Source organism: Kitasatospora sp. NPDC058444, assembly GCF_042721415.1.
Taxonomy (GTDB): Bacteria; Actinomycetota; Actinomycetes; order Streptomycetales; family Streptomycetaceae; genus Kitasatospora.
The window spans coordinates 35316-51612 of the sequence record NZ_JBHXLL010000015.1 but is presented as its reverse complement, the minus strand read 5'-3'; the positions used below and the strand labels follow the sequence as shown (position 1 = coordinate 51612).

At 72.1% G+C, this 16297-nt stretch carries 16 protein-coding genes; 5 read left to right on the top strand and 11 right to left on the bottom strand.

Features of this window, described 5'->3' with window-relative positions:
• Nucleotides 1–127: 127 nt before the first annotated feature.
• Nucleotides 128–2137, top strand: coding sequence for a tetratricopeptide repeat protein (locus tag ACFWP2_RS17830; protein WP_380452192.1), 2010 nt, complete (start codon nt 128–130; stop codon nt 2135–2137).
• Here ACFWP2_RS17830 and ACFWP2_RS17825 read toward each other — a convergent pair.
• Together ACFWP2_RS17825 and ACFWP2_RS17820 are read right to left on the bottom strand one after the other, a co-directional pair.
• The gene (locus tag ACFWP2_RS17825) at nt 2065–2904 is read right to left on the bottom strand and encodes a helix-turn-helix domain-containing protein (protein ID WP_380452190.1); all 840 of its coding nucleotides are present in this window, start codon (nt 2902–2904) and stop codon (nt 2065–2067) included. The genes ACFWP2_RS17830 and ACFWP2_RS17825 overlap by 73 nt on opposite strands.
• 69 nt (nt 2905–2973) lie before the next feature.
• Nucleotides 2974–3762, bottom strand: coding sequence for an SDR family NAD(P)-dependent oxidoreductase (locus ACFWP2_RS17820; RefSeq protein ID WP_380452188.1), 789 nt, complete (start codon nt 3760–3762; stop codon nt 2974–2976).
• A 154-nt stretch (nt 3763–3916) separates the two neighbouring features.
• Between ACFWP2_RS17820 and ACFWP2_RS17815 the strand changes: the two genes are divergently transcribed.
• Nucleotides 3917–4579: an NADPH-dependent F420 reductase gene (locus ACFWP2_RS17815; RefSeq protein WP_380452185.1), complete on the top strand. Its 663-nt coding sequence runs from the start codon at nt 3917–3919 to the stop codon at nt 4577–4579.
• 119 nt (nt 4580–4698) lie between these two features.
• On the top strand, nt 4699–5571 hold the full coding sequence (locus ACFWP2_RS17810) for a DeoR/GlpR family DNA-binding transcription regulator (RefSeq protein ID WP_380452182.1): 873 nt from the start codon (nt 4699–4701) through the stop codon (nt 5569–5571).
• On the opposite strand, the gene ACFWP2_RS17805 is transcribed toward ACFWP2_RS17810, so the two are convergent.
• From ACFWP2_RS17805 to ACFWP2_RS17765, 9 genes are all read right to left on the bottom strand, one after another.
• On the bottom strand, nt 5568–6677 hold the full coding sequence (locus tag ACFWP2_RS17805; protein WP_380452179.1) for a LacI family DNA-binding transcriptional regulator: 1110 nt from the start codon (nt 6675–6677) through the stop codon (nt 5568–5570). The two genes, ACFWP2_RS17810 and ACFWP2_RS17805, sit on opposite strands and share 4 nt — an antisense overlap.
• Nucleotides 6678–6750: 73 nt before the next feature.
• Complete coding sequence (locus ACFWP2_RS17800; protein WP_380452177.1) at nt 6751–8523, bottom strand: glycoside hydrolase family 36 protein; 1773 nt, start codon at nt 8521–8523, stop codon at nt 6751–6753.
• A gap of 2 nt (nt 8524–8525) precedes the next feature.
• Nucleotides 8526–9353, bottom strand: a complete 828-nt coding sequence (locus ACFWP2_RS17795) for a carbohydrate ABC transporter permease (RefSeq protein WP_380452174.1) — start codon at nt 9351–9353, stop codon at nt 8526–8528.
• Nucleotides 9350–10309, bottom strand: coding sequence for a carbohydrate ABC transporter permease (locus ACFWP2_RS17790; RefSeq protein WP_380452172.1), 960 nt, complete (start codon nt 10307–10309; stop codon nt 9350–9352). The genes ACFWP2_RS17795 and ACFWP2_RS17790 overlap by 4 nt, the downstream gene beginning before the upstream one ends.
• Nucleotides 10306–11652, bottom strand: coding sequence for an extracellular solute-binding protein (locus ACFWP2_RS17785; RefSeq protein ID WP_380452169.1), 1347 nt, complete (start codon nt 11650–11652; stop codon nt 10306–10308). Before ACFWP2_RS17785 ends, ACFWP2_RS17790 begins: the two co-directional genes overlap by 4 nt.
• A 235-nt stretch (nt 11653–11887) precedes the next feature.
• Nucleotides 11888–13114: a radical SAM protein gene (locus ACFWP2_RS17780; protein ID WP_380452167.1), complete on the bottom strand. Its 1227-nt coding sequence runs from the start codon at nt 13112–13114 to the stop codon at nt 11888–11890.
• A 98-nt stretch (nt 13115–13212) separates the two neighbouring features.
• Nucleotides 13213–13947: a hypothetical protein gene (locus tag ACFWP2_RS17775; protein WP_380452164.1), complete on the bottom strand. Its 735-nt coding sequence runs from the start codon at nt 13945–13947 to the stop codon at nt 13213–13215.
• Between the two features lie 187 nt (nt 13948–14134).
• Nucleotides 14135–14389 (bottom strand): hypothetical protein, encoded by a 255-nt coding sequence (locus tag ACFWP2_RS17770; RefSeq protein ID WP_380452162.1) that lies wholly within the window; start codon nt 14387–14389, stop codon nt 14135–14137.
• A 20-nt stretch (nt 14390–14409) separates the two neighbouring features.
• A complete protein-coding gene (locus ACFWP2_RS17765; protein ID WP_380452160.1) occupies nt 14410–14823 on the bottom strand; it encodes an ATP-binding protein in 414 nt (137 codons plus the stop codon).
• A gap of 272 nt (nt 14824–15095) precedes the next feature.
• Here ACFWP2_RS17765 and ACFWP2_RS17760 point away from each other — a divergent pair, with 272 nt between their 5' ends.
• Nucleotides 15096–15983 (top strand): helix-turn-helix domain-containing protein, encoded by an 888-nt coding sequence (locus ACFWP2_RS17760; RefSeq protein ID WP_380452158.1) that lies wholly within the window; start codon nt 15096–15098, stop codon nt 15981–15983.
• Nucleotides 15970–16179 (top strand): DUF397 domain-containing protein, encoded by a 210-nt coding sequence (locus ACFWP2_RS17755; RefSeq protein ID WP_380452155.1) that lies wholly within the window; start codon nt 15970–15972, stop codon nt 16177–16179. The genes ACFWP2_RS17760 and ACFWP2_RS17755 overlap by 14 nt, the downstream gene beginning before the upstream one ends.
• Nucleotides 16180–16297 lie beyond the last annotated feature (118 nt).

Sequence of the window (16297 nt, the reverse complement as noted above, 5' to 3'; positions counted from 1 at the left end):
GCTCGGCTCCCATAATGGAGGCCACGACACGCGGGGCGGTGGGGGCGAGCAGGTGCAGCAGGGGTGGCAGGTCCGGAACGGGATCGACGGCGGGACCGTCAACGGCCATGCCTTCCAGGCGGGAGAGATGACCGTCCATCAGTACGCCGCGCCGGCCGCCGCCGAGGTGCGGTGGCCGGTGGTGATCGGGCGGATCCCGCCGAAGGCGACGGCCTTCCAGCCCCGGGCGGAGCTGCGGCGGGAGATCGACGAGGCCCGTGGGGAGTACGGGACGGTCGTGCTGAGCCAGGTGCTGGCGGGCGGCGGGGGCGTCGGGAAGTCGCAGCTCGCGGCGCACTACGCGCGCGAGGCCGTCGAGGCGGGCACCGACCTGGTGCTGTGGGCCGACGCCGCCGAGCCCTCCGCCGTGACCGACCTGTACGCCCGGGCCGCCGTGGAGCTCCGGGTGCCCGGGGCGAACGGCGAGGCGGCCGAGCAGGACGCCGAGCGCTTCCTGTCCTGGCTCGCCGCCACCGAGCGGGGCTGGCTGGTCGTCCTCGACAACACCACCGAGCACACCCCCGAACAACTGTGGCCCGCCACCAGCCGGGGCGGCCGGGGGCGGGTCATCGGGACCACCCGCCACCGGGGAGCGGCCAGTACGGGCGGCGACCGGATGCTCGTCGACGTCACCACGTACTCCCCCGCCGAGTCGGCCGCCTACCTGAGCGAGCGGCTGGAGCGCGCGAAGTGCGCCCGCTTCCTCGACGCGCACGCGGCCGAGCTGGCCGAGGAGTTGGGCCACCTGCCGCTGGCGCTGGCCCACGCGGCCGCCTACATGGTCAACACCCGGCGCAGCTGCGGCCGTTACCTGGAACTCTTCCGCGACCGCACCCGCAGCCTGGACGCCGTCCTGCCCGCCCGCTCCGGCGCCGACGGCTACCGGGGCCCGGTCACGGCGGCACTGCTGCTCGCCCTCGACGCGGCGATGCAGGAGGAGCCGGTCGGGCTCGCCGGGCCCGTGCTCCACGTGGCCGCACTACTCGACCCGGCCGGCCACCCGGAACAACTGTGGGGCACCGAGTCGGTGTTGGACCACCTCAGCAGCATCCGCGGCAGGCCTGTCACGGCCGACGACGCACTGGACGCGCTCGCCGTGCTGCACAACTACAGCCTCATCAACCACACGGAGGCCTCCCACCGAGAGGTGGCCCTCCACGCGCTCACCGCCCGTGCCGCCCTCGACATCGGCCCCGACACGCCGCAGGCAGTCCTCGCGGCCGCCAATGCCCTCCTCGAACTGTGGCCGAGCGCGGACTACCGCGCGCAGGGCCTGGCCGCGACGCTCCGGGCCAACACCGACGTCCTCGCCGGACATGATGCCGCCCACCTGATTCAACCGTCGCGGGGAATCCACGGACTTCTCTTCCGCTGCGGAATCAGCCTGTTGCAGGCAGGCCTGTACACCACCGGCATCCAGTACTGGGGCAGTCTCTCCACCACGAGCGAGCGCCTCCTGGGCAACGACCACCTCGACACCCTCAGCACCCGCCACAATCTCGCCTCCGCGTACTGGGAGGCCGACGACATCGATCAGGCGATGCTCCTCCAGGAACAGGTGCTCGCCGACCGCCAACGCCTCGTCGACGCCGACGACCCGGCCCTCCTCACCTCCCTCAACAACCTCGCCGTCACCTACTGGGACGCCGGGCGCATCGACGAGGCCAGGAATCTCCAGGAGCAGGTCCTCGCCGATCGCGAACGCGTCCTGGGCACCGACCACCTCGACACCCTCATGACCCGCAACAACCTCGCCATCGTCTATGCGGAGACCGGGCGCACGGACGACGCCGTCCGAGTCCAGGAGCAGGTGCTCGCCGACCGCCGACGTCTCCTGGGCACCGACGACCCCGACACCCTCATGGCTCGCAGCAACCTCGCCTGCATCTACTGGGCCGCCGGACGCCCGGCCCGTGCGGTGGAGATGCTCCGTCAGACAGTGGCCGATCTCGACCGAATCCTCGGACCGGAGCATCCGAACACCGAACTGGCCAGGGAGAACCTGATCGCGTTCACCCAGGATCCTCAGCCCGACGCCGCCCAGGACAGCAGCAGCCGCAGCCCGTCGTCCGACGGCGAGCCCGGGTCGGCGGTGTAGGTCACCAGCGCCTGGCCCGGGTCGTCGGCGGGCCGCAGGGTGTCGTAGGCGAGGTCGAGCGTCCCGGCCAGGGGGTGGCGGAAGGACTTGCGGCCGGAGGTCTTGTCGGCGACCGGGTGCTCGGCCCACATCCCGTGGAACTCCTCGCTGCCCAGGCAGAGTCGGCCGACCAGCTCGGCGAGCAGCGGGTCGTCGGGGCGGCGGCCGGCTTCCAGGTGGAGGAAGGCGACGTTCTCCCTCGCGCAGGCGGCCCAGTCGGCGTAGAGCTCGCGGGAGACCGGGTCGAGGAAGGTGATGCGGGCGATGTTGCGGTCCTCGACGGGCAGGGCGCCGTAGTCGCCGAAGAGGGCGACGGCGGCGTGGTTCCAGGCCAGGATGTCCATCCGGTGGCCCATCACCACGGCCGGGGTGTGGTGGAGTTGCTCGAGCAGGCGCAGGAGTGAGGGGCGCGGCTGCTGGCGGGCGACGGGACGGCGGCGGGGGCGGGCCGTGGGCCGGGCGAGGCGGTGGAGGTGGCCGGACTCGTCGGGGGCCAGGCGCAGGGCGCGGGCGACGGCGTCGAGGACGGCGTCGGACGGGTTGCCGACGCGGCCCTGTTCGAGGCGGGTGTAGTAGTCGACGCTGACCCCGGCGAGGTGGGCGAGTTCCTCGCGGCGCAGCCCGGCGACGCGGCGGCGGCCGCCGTAGTCGGGGAGGTCGACGTCCTCGGGCCGCAGGCCGGCGCGGCGGGTGCGGAGGAATTCGCTCAGGGCGCTGCTCGGGTTCACGTCATGGATTCTCACCCGGACGGGTGCGGCTGTGCCTGGCCCTGCCAGGACCAGGCACAGCGGGGGCGCTCAGCCGGTCAGGGACGGGAAGGCCGGGACGAGGCCGCCGTCGATCACGATGTCCTGCCCGGTGATGTACGAGGAGCGGTCGGAGAGCAGGAAGGCGACGGTCTGGGCGACGTCCTCGGCGGTGCCCAGCCGGCCGAGCGGGACGTGGCCGCGGATCGGCTCGTGGTCGGCCGGGTCCGGGACGGCGGCGTGGAACATCTCGGTGACGATGTAGCCGGGGCTGACCGAGTTGACCCGGATGCCGCGCCCGGCCAGTTCGCTGCCGAGGGTGCGGGCGAGGCTGAGGACGGCGGCCTTGGTGGCGGCGTAGACGGCGGCGCCGGGCAGGCCGCGGTGCGGGGTCCAGGAGGCGTTGAGGACGACCGATCCGCCGCCGGCGGCGTCCAGCAGCGGCAGGGCGTGCTGGACGGTGAAGAACACGCCCTTGAGGTTGGTGGCGACGATCCGGTCGAACTCGGCCTCCGTCACCTCGCCGACCGGCTGGAAGCCGGCCACGCCGGCGTTGGCGAAGACCCCGTCGAGCCGGCCGTACCGCTCCCGCACGATGTCGGCCAGCCGGGTGAGGTCGGCCGGTACGGAGGAGTCGGCGCGCACGGCGAGCAGTCGGTCGCCGTCCGCGCCGAGCTGTTCCGCCGCGCGGGCGAGCCGGGCGTCGTCACGGCCGGTGACGACGACCCGGGCGCCGGCGGCGAGGAGGTGACGGGCGGTGGCGAGGCCCATGCCGCTGGTGCCGCCGGTGACGAGGACGGTGGGCTGGGAGGCGGAGGGGGAGGAGGAAGTGTGGCTCATGTCGTCCACCCTCGCGACCCGGGCCGGACCGGCACCAGGCCCGCCCGGACCATGGGTTTCGGAAGACCACCCTCACGACCGGGAATCGGGCCGTTCGCCGGGTGGTTGGGCCAAGGCGACGGTCCACTACGGCACTCTCGACGAGGGGTTTCCCATGAAGATCGGCATCATCGGCGCGGGCAACATCGGCGGCAACCTGACGCGACGGCTGACCGCGCTGGGGCACGAGGTATCGGTGGCCAACTCCCGTGGCCCGGGGACGCTCAAGGCGCTGGTCGAGGAGACCGGGGCGAAGGCGGTGACGGTCTCCGAGGCCGCCCGGGGCGCCCAGGTCGTGGTGGTGACGGTGCCGCTGAAGAACGTGCCGGACCTGCCCGCCGGGCTGCTGGACGGCGCCGCCGAGGGTGTCGCGGTGATCGACACCGGCAACTACTACCCGAAGGAGCGCGACGGCCGGATCGACGCGATCGAGGACGGCGGGCTCACCGAGAGCCGGTGGACGGAGCAGCACCTCGGGCACGGGGTGGTGAAGGTGTTCAACGGCACCTACGCCCAGGACCTGCTGGAGCGCCCGCGCCCGGCGGGCGACCCGGAGCGGATCGCTGTGCCCGTCTCCTCGGACGACGAGGCGGCCAAGCGGGTGGTGCGGGCGCTGGTCGACGAGCTGGGCTTCGACTCCGTGGACGCGGGCGGGATCGACGAGTCGTGGCGCCAGCAGCCGGCCACCCCGGTGTACGGGCTGCGCGCCGGGGTCGAGGGGGTCGCCCGGGCGCTCGCGGAGGCGTCCCCGGAGCGTCCGGAGGCCCACAAGGCCTGAGCCTGAGCCGGCGCCGGGGCCGCCTCCCCGGCTTGACCACAGAGAATCAACAGAAAGCTACACTATCGAACAATATCCACCGTGAGCACTCCTCAGAAGTGCCCGAAGGAGGCCTCCCGATGGCTGACAGCGCCCAGCCGCTCGCCGGACAGCGCCGCGTGCTGATCCTGGAGCAGATCCGCGAGCGCGGCGGGGTCCGGGTCACCGAACTGGTCCGCGACCTCGGGGTGTCCGACATGACGGTCCGGCGCGACCTGGACGCACTGGCCCGCCGGGGCCTGGTCCACAAGGTGCACGGCGGCGCGGTCCGGATCGAGGCGCCGGCCACCGGCGAGCCCGGGTTCGAGGCCAAGGCGCACTGGGAGCTGCCCGCCAAGGAGGCGATCGCCCGCGCCGCCGCCGCGCTCGTCCCGCCGGGTTCGGCGGTCGGCCTGGCCGGCGGGACGACCACGTTCGCGGTCGCCCGGCACCTGCGCGCGGTCGAGGGCCTCACCGTGGTGACCAACTCGCTGCGGATCGCCGACCTGCTGGAACAGCCCGCCGAGGACGGCACGCCGGCCACCGCCACGGTGATCCGCACCGGCGGCGTGCGGACGCCCTCGGACTCGCTGGTCGGGCCGGTGGCCGACCAGGCGATCCGCTCCCTGCACGTCAACCTGCTGATCCTGGGCTGCCACGGCCTCTCCCCCGAGGCCGGGCTGACCACCCCGAACCTGGCCGAGGCGGAGACCAACCGCGCCTTCCTCCGGTCGGCCCGCCGGGTGGCGGTGGTCGCGGACCACACCAAGTGGAACGCGGTCGGCCTGGCCTCCTTCGCGGACCTGGGCCAGGTGGACGTCCTGGTCACCGACGACGCCCTGCCCGCCGATCAGCGTGCGGCCGCCGCCGGGATGGTCGGCGAGCTGATCGTGGCGGCGACGGCGGACCGCGCGAGCCGGCCCGGCCGGGCCGAACTCCCCGGCCAGCCGAACCAGCCCGGCCTCCCCGGCTAGCCCGTCCGGCCCGAACTCCCGCGCACCACCAGCTCGGTGGGCAGCTCCAGCCCCTCGCCCGGCGCGGCCTCCCCGCGCACCCGGTCCAGCAGCCGGCCGACCAGCGCCGTGGCGATCGCCCGCAGCGGCAGCCGGACCGAGGTCAGCGCGGGGTGGAGGTGCCGGCAGAGCGGCGTGTCGTGGAACCCGGTGACGGCCACCCCGCCGGGCCCGACCACCAGCCCCTCCGCCCGGACCGCCTCGTACACGTCCAGGGCCAGCAGGTCGCTGCCGGCCGCGACGGCGGTCGGCCGGTCGGGCCCGCGCAGCAGCGCCCGTACGGAGGCCACCACGGAGCCCTCAGCGGCCGCCCCGGAAGCACCCACCCCCGCTGCGCCCGCATCCGCCGCGCCCGTCGCCACCGCGCCCGCATCCGCCGCGCCCGTCGCCACCGCCGACAGGCCGAGCCGCTGCGCCTCGGCCAGGAACCCGGCCCGCCGTGCCGCCATCCAGGGCAGCTCCTCGGCGGCCCCGAGGTAGCCGATCCGGCGGTGGCCGAGCGCCGCGAGGTGCCGCACCACCTCGGCCATCGCCGCCTCGTTGCCGATGTCCACCCAGGACTGCGGCTCCCCGGGCCCGGTCCGTCCGAAACTGACGAACGGGACGCCCAGCCGGGCCACGTGGGCGATCCGGACGTCCTCGTGCAGCACGTCGGCCAGGACCAGCCCGTCCACCTGACGGGCCGCCACCAGTTCGTCGATCGCCGCCACCGGGTCGGCGGCGCCCTGCCCCGGCCGGAACAGCAGCACCCGCTGCCCGGCCGCCCCGGCCGCGTCGACCAGGGCCTCCAGGAAGCCGGCCATCAGCGGGTTCGGGTCGAGCGGGTCGTCCACCGGCACGAGGTAGCCGATGGTGCGCCGGGCGCCGCTGCGCAGCGAGCGGGCCGACTGGTCGGGCTGGTAGCCGAGTTCGCGGATCGCGGCGTTCACCCGTTCCAGGGTCGCCGGGCGGACCCGCTGCGGCGCGTTCAGCGTGTTGGAGACGGTCTGCCGGGAGACCCCGGCCGCCCGGGCGACCTCCTCGATCGTGGTGGCGCCGCGGCGCGGCCGGTGCGGTCCCTCGCGCATGTGTTCTCCAGACGTGGTCGGGTGCGCGGGGCGGGCCGGGGCCCGAAGACGGCCCGGCCCGCCCCGGGGGCGGTCAGCGGCGCAGGGTCAGCAGCCCGCCGCGCGGCACCAGGATCGCGTCCACCAGGTCCAGCTCGGCACCGCCCTGCCGGACGATACGCCCCCGGGCGTCCTGCACCGTCACCGCCACCTGCCCGCGCCCGCCGGTGAGCCGGACGTCCGGGTCGGCGTCGGCGTTGGCGACCAGCAGGGTGCGCCAGTCGTCGCCGGAGACGTCCACCGGCAGTGCGGCGTAGCGGGCCACCGCCACGGTGTCGGTGCCGCGCGCGGTGACCGCCGGGTAGCCGAGGTCCGGGCGGGCCGGGAGCAGTTCGCCGAGCTGGAGGGTGGCGGTGTGCTCGCGGAAGACGCCGAGCCAGAAGGCGATCGCCTCGCGCTGGGCCTCGGTCTGGGTGGCGAGGTCGACGGAGACCTGCGGCACCGAGAACAGCACGTTGATCAGGTGGCAGGCGACCTGCTCGGCCGACTCGTCCCGGTGCCACATCAGCATGTCGGCGTGGACGGGGACGGGCCCGGCCGCGAGCCGCACGTCGATGGTCCGCTGCCGGTTCTCCTGCGGGCTGAGCGGGCAGTCGGTGGCGCGGATCATGGTGACGTACGGCCACAGGCCGGGGCTGACGTACGGCTGGCGGTGCTCGATCATCGCCTCCGGGTTCGCGGCGGTGATCCGGGCGCGGATCGCGGCGAGCAGCCGCTCCACGCCCTCCTCGACGCTCGCGCAGTCCGCGCCGGGGCGGGCCGGCGGGGCGTCGGCGCTCTGGGCGGCGCGGGCGAACCAGTCGACGAAGTCCACCTTGAGGCCGTCCATGCCCCACTCCTCGACGGCCCGGGCGAGCCGGTCGGTGAGGAAGGCCCGGACCTCTGGGTGGCGCGGGTCGGCGACGATCGCGCCCATGTGGGCGGCGTCGGCCAGCGCGAGGTGGCCGATCTCCCGGTACGCGGCGCTGTCCTTGCCGATGAACGGCAGCGCGTACCAGAGCATGTAGCGCACACCGAGGTCGTGCACCCGCTGGACGTGGGCGGCGGTGTCGGGCAGCGAGACCGGCTCCCAGTCGCCGCAGTGGGCGTAGCCGCGGGTGCGGTCGGCGGTCATCCAGCCGTCGTCGACGATGATCACGTCCAGGCCGAGCTCCTTGCCGAGCGCGGCCTGGGTCTCGACGCCCTTGGGGGTGATGTCCTGGTGCATCGCGTACCAGGTGGAGTAGGCGGGGCGGCGCGCGGCCTCCGGGATGTCGGCGGCGCGGCCCTCGCCCCACCAGGCGGCGAGGTCGGCCAGGGCGCGGCCGAAGTGCCGGCGCGAGGTGTCGATCCGGACGGTGAGCCGGTCGGTGGCCTGGGCCCAGAACCGGAACTCACCGGTCTCCTCGACCACGCCGGCCCCGGCCAGCACGTCCGGACGCCAGGCGGCGAAGGCGCACAGGGCGACGTCCCCGGTGCCGACCAGCGCGGCGATCGGCGCGCCGTTGGCCAGCGAGGTGCGGCGCGGGGCGCTCCAGGCGGCGGGCAGCCAGCCGGTGCCGCGCGGCTCGGGGGTCCACAGGGCGGTGGCGTCCACGCAGGGCACCCGCCACTCGATCCGCACCTCGCCCGCGCCCTCGGCGGTGACCTCCACCACGCCGTCGGCGATGCCCCGGGCCGTGCCGGTGCCGCTCACCCGCAGGTCCAGCCCGTCGGCGTAGAGCGCGTGCAGGCCTCCGGCGGCGGGGGCGTGCGGCTCCCAGACCTCGGCCGCGGCGCTGTCGTTCGAGGAGGCAGCGTCCGTGGCGGCAGCGTTCGTTCCGGTCATCGTCAGCCCTTCGTGGCGCCGGCCAGCAGGCCGGAGATGAACTGCCGCTGGAGGACCAGGAAGAGGACCATCATCGGCAGGGTGGACAGCGCGGTGCCGGAGAGGATCGCGCCGTAGTCGGTGTTGGACTTGTTGCCGTGCAGCGTCGCCAGGGCGACCGGCAGGGTGTGCATCTCGGGGCTGCGCAGCGCGATCAGCGGCCAGACGAACTGGTTCCAGGAGCCCAGGAACAGGAAGATCGACAGGGCTGCCAGCACCGGCCGCATGACCGGCACCACCACGCTGAACAGCACCCGCAGTTCACCCGCGCCGTCGACCCGGGCGGCGTCCAGGAGTTCGTCCGGCAGGCTGCTCAGCGACTGCCGCATCAGGAAGATGGCGAACGGCACGCACAGGCCGGGCAGGATCAGCGCCTGGTACGTGTCCAGCAGGCCGAAGTTCATCATCATCTTGAACAGCGGTACCAGCGTGACCTGTTCGGGCACCACCAGGGTGGACAGCAGCAGGGCGAACAGCAGGGTGCGGCCGCGGAAGCGGAACTTGGCGAAGGCATAGCCCGCGAGCAGCGCCACGACGAGGGCGCCCAGCGTCTGGACTCCCGCCACCAGCACGGAGTTTCCGAGCACCCGGAGCAGTCCGATCTTCTGCTCCAGGTGGCTCAGGTTCTCGCCGAGGCTCCCGCCGGGCAGCAGCTTGGGCGGCCAGTCGAAGACCTCGGTGTCCTTGCGGGTGGCGGAGACCACCAGCCAGTAGAAGGGGGCGATCGACAGCCCGGTGACGGCGGCCAGCAGGAAGGTCAGCGGCCAGCCGCGCAGCTTCTTGAGGTTCATTTGTCCTTCTCCCCCATCAGGCGCATCTGGACGGCGCCGAGCACCGACACGAGCAGGGTGAGCGCGTAGGCGATGGCGGAGGCGTAGCCGAAGTCGAAGTACCGGAAGCCGTTCTGGTACAGGTACATGGAGACGGTCAGGGTGGCGTTGTCCGGCCCGCCGCCGGTCAGCACGTAGGGCTCGTCGAAGAGTTGGAGCGTGCCGATGGTCGAGAGCACGACCGTGAACAGCAGCACCGGACGCAGCGCGGGGACGGTGATCGAGGTGAAGCGGCGGATCGGGCCGGCCCCGTCGACCATCGCCGCCTCGTACAACTCCCTGGGGATGGACTGGAGTCCGGCGAGGTAGATGACCGCGTTGTAGCCGGTGTAGTGCCAGGTGAGCACCACGACGACGGCCATCCGGGCCCAGACGGGCTGGCCCAGCCAGTCGACGGACGGCAGGCCGACGGCGTTCAGCACCCAGTTGACCGCGCCGTCGTCGGCCTTGAGCAGGTAGGCGAACATCACGCCGGTGGCGACCAGGCCGGTGACGGACGGCATGAAGACGCCGAGCCGCCACACCGTGCGCCAGCGCACCAGCGCGGAGTTGATGCCGACGGCCATCAGCAGGGCCAGTCCGAGCATCAGCGGGACCTGGATGACGAGGATCTCGCCGGTGTTGCGCAGGGCCGTCCAGAACAGCGGATCGTCCAGCAGGCGCCGGTAGTTGGCGATTCCGGCGTTGCGGGTGGCGGCGCCGGATCCGGTGGTGAAGGACAGCAGCAGCGAGTCGATGACCGGGTAGGCCTTGAACACGCCGAAGGTCACCAGGGCCGGGGCGAGCAGCAGGTACGGCAGGGCGGTGCGCCGCCAACGGCTGGGCCTGGCCTTCGCGGTGAGGGCGGCGGAGCTCGGGCCGGCGGGGGCGGGGCCGGAAGGAGCGGGACCGGCGGCGGTCGGACTGGCGGCACTCATGCGATACCGCGCCCCGTCTGCTGGGCGAGCTGCTTGGCGGCGTCCTGGAGGACGGCGGCCGGGTCGGAGCCCTTGAGCAGGACCTTGGTCTGGGCGTCGCTGACCAGCTTGAGGGCGCGGGCGTAGTCGCCGGAGTAGTTGGTGGGGTCGCCGCCCTCGGTGGCGAGGTCGGCGAAGGTCCTGAGCACCGGCTGGCCGCCGTAGAAGGCGCTCGGCGCGGCGTACAGCGGGTCGGTGTAGGCATCGGTGAGGGCCGGGAAGACGCCGCCCGCGTTGAACATGGCGTTCACCGAGGCGGGCCGGGTGACGGCGTACTCGACGAACTTCCAGGCGGCGCGGCGGCGCGGGCTGGAGGCGGCGACGGCCAGGTGGGTGGAGTTGACGAGGGCGGTGCGCTTGCCACCGGGGGTGACCGCCGGGGGCTTGGTGAGGCGCCAGTTGCCGCTCTGGTCGGGGAACTTCTTCTCCAGGTAGTGCGCGACCCAGGCGGGCATCGCGGCCACCGCGAGCTTGCCGGTCTTCATCACCGGCGGCCAGCTCTGCACGCCGGGGGTGTCGCCGATCAGCCCGGCCTCGTCCAGCCGCTTGATGATGGTCAGGGCTCGCACGGCCTGCTCCGAGCCGACGGTGATCTTGCCCTGGAGGTCGAAGTAGAAGGCGCCCTGGAGCTGCATCAGGGACTGGAGGAAGTCCAGGTCGGGTGTGGGGTTGGCGGCCCGGTTGAGGCCGATCAGGGCGACTCCGGGGTTGGCGGCCTTGAAGCGGTCGGCGGCGGCGATCAGGTCGTCCCAGGTGGCGAGGGACTCGGGGTCGATGCCCGCCTTGTCGAAGTAGTCCTTGCGGTAGAAGAAGCCGAGCGGGTTGACCTCCCAGGGCAGCGCGTAGGCGTGGCCGTCCTTGCCGGTGACGACCGGCCACAGGCCCTTGGCGAACTTGTCCTTGTGGGCGTCGGCACCGAGGGCGGAGAGGTCGGCCAGGCCGCCGGGGAACTTCTCCTGGTAGCCGGGCAGGTAGTCACAGCCGATGTGCAGGACGTCGCCGAGGCCCTGGCCGCCGGCCGCCAGTCCGACGGTGATCTTGTCCCAGATGGCGGGCTCGCCGATGTCCTGGACATCGACCTTGATCCCCGGGTTGTCCTTCTCGAAGGCCGGGACGATGCCGCGCAGGGCGTCGGCGGCGGTGGCCCAGGACCAGACGGTGATCGTGCCGGTGTCGGCGTCCCCGCCGGCGGCGCCTCCCGAGCCGGAGCCGCCGCCGCAGGCCGCGAGGGTGCCGCCGGCGGCGACGGCCAGCAGGCCGGCTCCGGACGCGCGGAGAAGGTCGCGGCGAGAAAGGTGTGACATTGCATTCCTCTCGGTGGGGTGGCGCCGGAAGGCTGTGAGGCGAAGGGGGGCATTGGGGCGCGGTGGGGGTTGTTCAGCGAGTTGCCCGCGTTTTGAACGTTCAAACACACAAAACAAACCAGAACCAAACAGGCTTCAACGAGCGGACACAGCAAACGCCCGCCCTCCCCGTGCCGTCAAGCCCTGGAGAGGGGAAGGGCGGGCTCCGCAACCGTTCCGTTATCAGTGGAGGGCGTCAGCCCTGGGCGGCGTCCACCGGAGCGAACACGGTTCCGGGGGTGACCGGGATCCCCCGGGACATGGCCTCGAAGTCCAGGATCGGATGGGTCAGGATCTCCTCGACCTCGTCGGTCAGCAGGTTGCCCAGGATGAACTCCTCCTCCGCGCCCGAACCGAAGGTGACGACCTGTCCGCTGGACTGGATCATCCAGTTCAACAGCTCCCGCTCACTGCTCTCCGCGAGGTGGACCTCCCGGCCCGGGTGGTCGCGGCGGATCCCCTCCACCACCTCGCGGACGTCCTCCACCGCCACCCCCAGCCGACGCACCGTGGCCGGCGAAGCCCGCCGGCCCCACCACTGGAAGATCACCCACTGGGCGACCGACGGGTGGGACATGATCTCGGCGGCCAGCTCCGGCAGTTGGTGGAGGTTCTCGGCGCTCGCCACGGTGTGCACCCGCACCCGGTCGAAGCCCTCGGCGTCACACAGGGCGAGGGACTCCAGCAGCGCGTCGAGCAGCCTGTCGTCCGGGCTGCGCCGGAAGGCCCGCTGCACCTCCGGGGTGACGGCGTCCAGCGGCAGCCGCAGCGAGGACAGCCCGCGCAGGCGGTCGAGCTTCTCCGCGGTCAGCGTGTAGCCGGTGGTGTCGAGGCCGACCTTGAGGCCGGCGGCCACGGCGCGGTCGACCACGTCGAAGATCGGCGGCCACAGCAGCGGGTCGCCGCCCGCCAGGACCAGGTCCGAGGTCCCGTGCGCGGCCAGCTTCCCGATGATCAGCTCCGCCTGGGCGAGGCCGATCTGCTCCGCCGCGAACGGGTTGTAGCAGCCCTGGCAGGACATCGGACAGCGGTTGTTGATCGACCAGTTGACCCGCCGGACGCGCCGGCCGGTGCGCGGCCGGTCGGCCCGGCTCCGGATCCCCGCCACCAGGTGCGCCAGGCGCAGGGACTGCGGCAGGGTGGCGCCGGCGAGCAGTTCCTCGGCCCGTTCGACGGCGGCCGCGGTGGCGTTGTTCTGGAGCAGCAGGAACGCCAGGCGCCACCGCATGGTCTCGTCGGCGGGGTCCTGGACCAGGGCCCGTTCGACCCGCTCGGCCAGGGCGCCGAGGTAGCCGGGGTTGAAGTTGTCGGGCTCCAGGCGGCGTTGGAAGTCATCGGCTATCGAACCGCGCTCCAAGGACCTGTCGTAGCCGGCCCGGAGCGGGTGCGGGGGAAGGATCTCCACGTGCTGCCGAGTGGACATGGGGTGCGGCTCCGGTCGTGGTCGGTTCGGTACAGGCGGTGGCGGTCAGTCCGGGGGCGGCCAGTCCGGGAGGTAGCGGCCGGTCCGGAGGCCGGCGGTCAGTTCGGGACGGACGGCAGCAGGATGACCATCGAGTCGGCGGACGACAGGCCCATGCTCTCGACGAAGACGGCGTCGCGGACGATCTGCGCGACGGCGGGATGGGTGGGGGCGTCGAGGTAACGGGCGGTGGATTCCAGCGGGGTGACGCCGCGTTCGGCGATCAGGGCGTGCAGGGCGCGCGGGAGGTTGTCGAGGCCGTCGCGTATCAGCTGGAGGTCGAACCGGTCGGCCAGCCGCAGCGCGGCCCGGCGGGCCTTGGCGAGGTTGGTCGTCGGGTCCACGCTGGTGGCCTTCGCCAGGTAGTACGGGACGGGCTGCATCATCCAGGCGAGCGCCGTACGCGGGTCCTCCTCGTCGCGACCGGGCAACTCGAAGCCCTCCACACCGAGTTCGAGGCCGTCGCAGAACCACTCGCGCCGCATGCTGATCCGGTAGTGGGCGTGGCCGGCCTGCCGGAACACCGGGAGCCTGGCGATGACGGAGGTCGTCTCGATGCCGAAGGTGTCGGAGATCCGCCGCATCCTCCGCCCGACCACGTGACGGACTTCGGGCACGTCCGCGTCCTCGGCCACCACGTGGACCAGGTCGAGGTTGGAGACGACGTCGCCACCGGGCCCGGTGCGGTGGTCGCCCCGGGCGAGCGACCCTGTCGCCGCCACCGACATGTCGGTCACGTCCGCGAACTCGCGGGACAGCTCCTGGAACAGCAGGGGGACGTCATCGGGTCTCACGTGGCTCCTCGGGTGTCGGCGGGCGGCGGTGGTCGAGAGCTTTCACGCTCTCTTCCAAGTCCTTTTACATCGTGGAGACTTCGTATTCAGGCGCGCAGCCTAACAGCGGCGCGCCACAAATGGTCGAGTTCGCATCAACTGCCTCAGGCGTATTGACTGACCGAGCGACAGAAGCAGTCATTTCCGGTCAGTCGAAGGCCGCCCGACGCACATAGATCGGAAACGGGTCGGGCCCGACGAATGCGACGGCCCCCACCGCACCGAAGTGGTACAGCCGGTGGCCGATCTCCCCCGCGGACCGGGGGCCGAACCGGCTGATGAGGGCGTCGGCCTGGTCGACGTCGAGGGCGAGCAGGGAAAGGCCGGCCCGGAGAACGGCGAGGGCGTCGAAGAGGCTGTCGAAGGTGGTGGGCTTGGTGAGGCCCACGATCTCGACACTCACGGAGAAGGGGAAACCGTCGCTCACCGGGGGCCTTCGATCTGAGCCCACATCACCTTGCCGATGCCACCCTCGCGCGGGCAGCACCCCCAGCGGACGGAGAGCTGGGAGACGAGGAAGAGCCCCCGCCCCGCCTCGTCGGTTTCCGAGGCCGGGTCGGAGGGGGCGGTCGGCGGCGTGGCGTCGGCGTCGTGGACCTCGATGCGGAGGGCATCGGACTGGCGCTCGAAGCGGATGAAGAGGAGCCGCCCGGGCGGGGTCTTGGCGTGGACGACGGCGTTGGTGACCAGCTCGCTTAGCACCAACTGGCTGGCGTCGAGCAACAGTTCGTCGGGGGTGTGGTCGAAGAGGAATTCGCGGAGCAGCTTTCTGGCGATGGCGACGGACTTGCGGTGACGGGGCAGCCAGCAGGAGTACTTCTCCAGGGTTCCGGGCATGGCGGTACCTCCTCCAGTTGGGGGCTCGCAGCAGACGTCGACGGCCGGGAGCAGGCACGGCAATGCCCGGGTGGCCATCCCAGATCGCCTCACAGCGAGCTCGGACTACTGCCCGTAGTCTGACCCCAACTCTCCGCAATCTGCAAGACTTCATTTTGGGTGCTTCGGTTCGATGACTCAGCCGGTTGACGTTCATTGCGAAGCGGGCATGCAGGTGCTTTCATTTCGAGCGCTGACGGTGCTTCATACTGGAAGCCAGGAAGGGGAAGGCCATGCCAGAGGGGCCAACTGGATCAACGGTGCCGCGCAGGCAACTCGGTCGGTACCTGCGAGATCTGCGCAACCGATCACGACTCACAGTGCGGGCGGCAGCCCGCAGTCTGGAGTGGTCGGAAGCGAAGATGTGGCGCATCGAGACCGGTCAAACGTCCTTGCGAAGCCTCGATGTCGAAGCAATGTGCAAGGTCTACGGCGCGCCGGCCGAACTGACCGAAGCGCTGATGGGGTTGGCGAAGGAGACCAAGGCCCGAGGCTGGTGGCACGCCTACGGGGATGTGATCCCGGAGGGGTTCGACCTCTTCATCGGTCTGGAAGAAGCCGCTTCGAAGATCGCTTGGTACGAGAGCGAGTTGGTTCCCGGCCTGCTGCAGACCGAGGACTACTCGCGCACGATCATGCGGGCTGGCATGCCTCACGAAGATGACGACGAGATCGAGCGACGAGTCCACCTGCGCTCGACTCGCCAGGTGCTTCTCACCAGGGTCACCGATCCGCCGGTTTACAACGTCGCACTCAGTGAGGCGATACTGCGGCGTCCCATCGGTGGCAACAAGGTCATGGCTGGACAGCTCGCCCACCTGCTGGAGGTGAGTGAGCTCCCCAACGTCACCATCAAGGTGGTCCCGTTCAACGCGGGTCTCCACCTGGGCGTCTTGTCAGGCCCGTTCGGAATTCTGCGCTTCCCGCTCAACGGCGACGGTTCCGAGACAGAACCGCCGACCGTCTACGCGGACGGCTACACCGGCGACCTGTATCTCGACAAGCCCAACGAAGTGGAACGCTACGACGCCGCGTTCACGAACATCTGGGAGACAGCGCTCAGTGAGCAGGCGTCGAAACTGCTGATCTCCGAAGTGGCAGGAAGTTATGGACACGATTGATCTGACCGAAGCCGCGTGGTTCAAGTCCACCCGCAGCAACGCACAGTCCGCATGCGTTGAGGTCGCGTTCCTCGACGCCGGCGTCGTTCCCGTCCGGGACTCCAAGGACCCCGGCGGCCCCGCGCTCGTCTTCCAGGCCGCCGCGTGGTCCGCCTTCCTCACCGCCCTCAAGGCCGGCGAGATCCCCAACATCTAAGCGAGAGGGCCTGCCGTGAGAAGTCGGCCCGGGCGGCAGGTCTACGCCGCGGGGCCCCGCGCCGGCGGGGGGGGACACCCGCGGCCCCACCCACGCCCGCCCGGCCGTGGACCCCGGA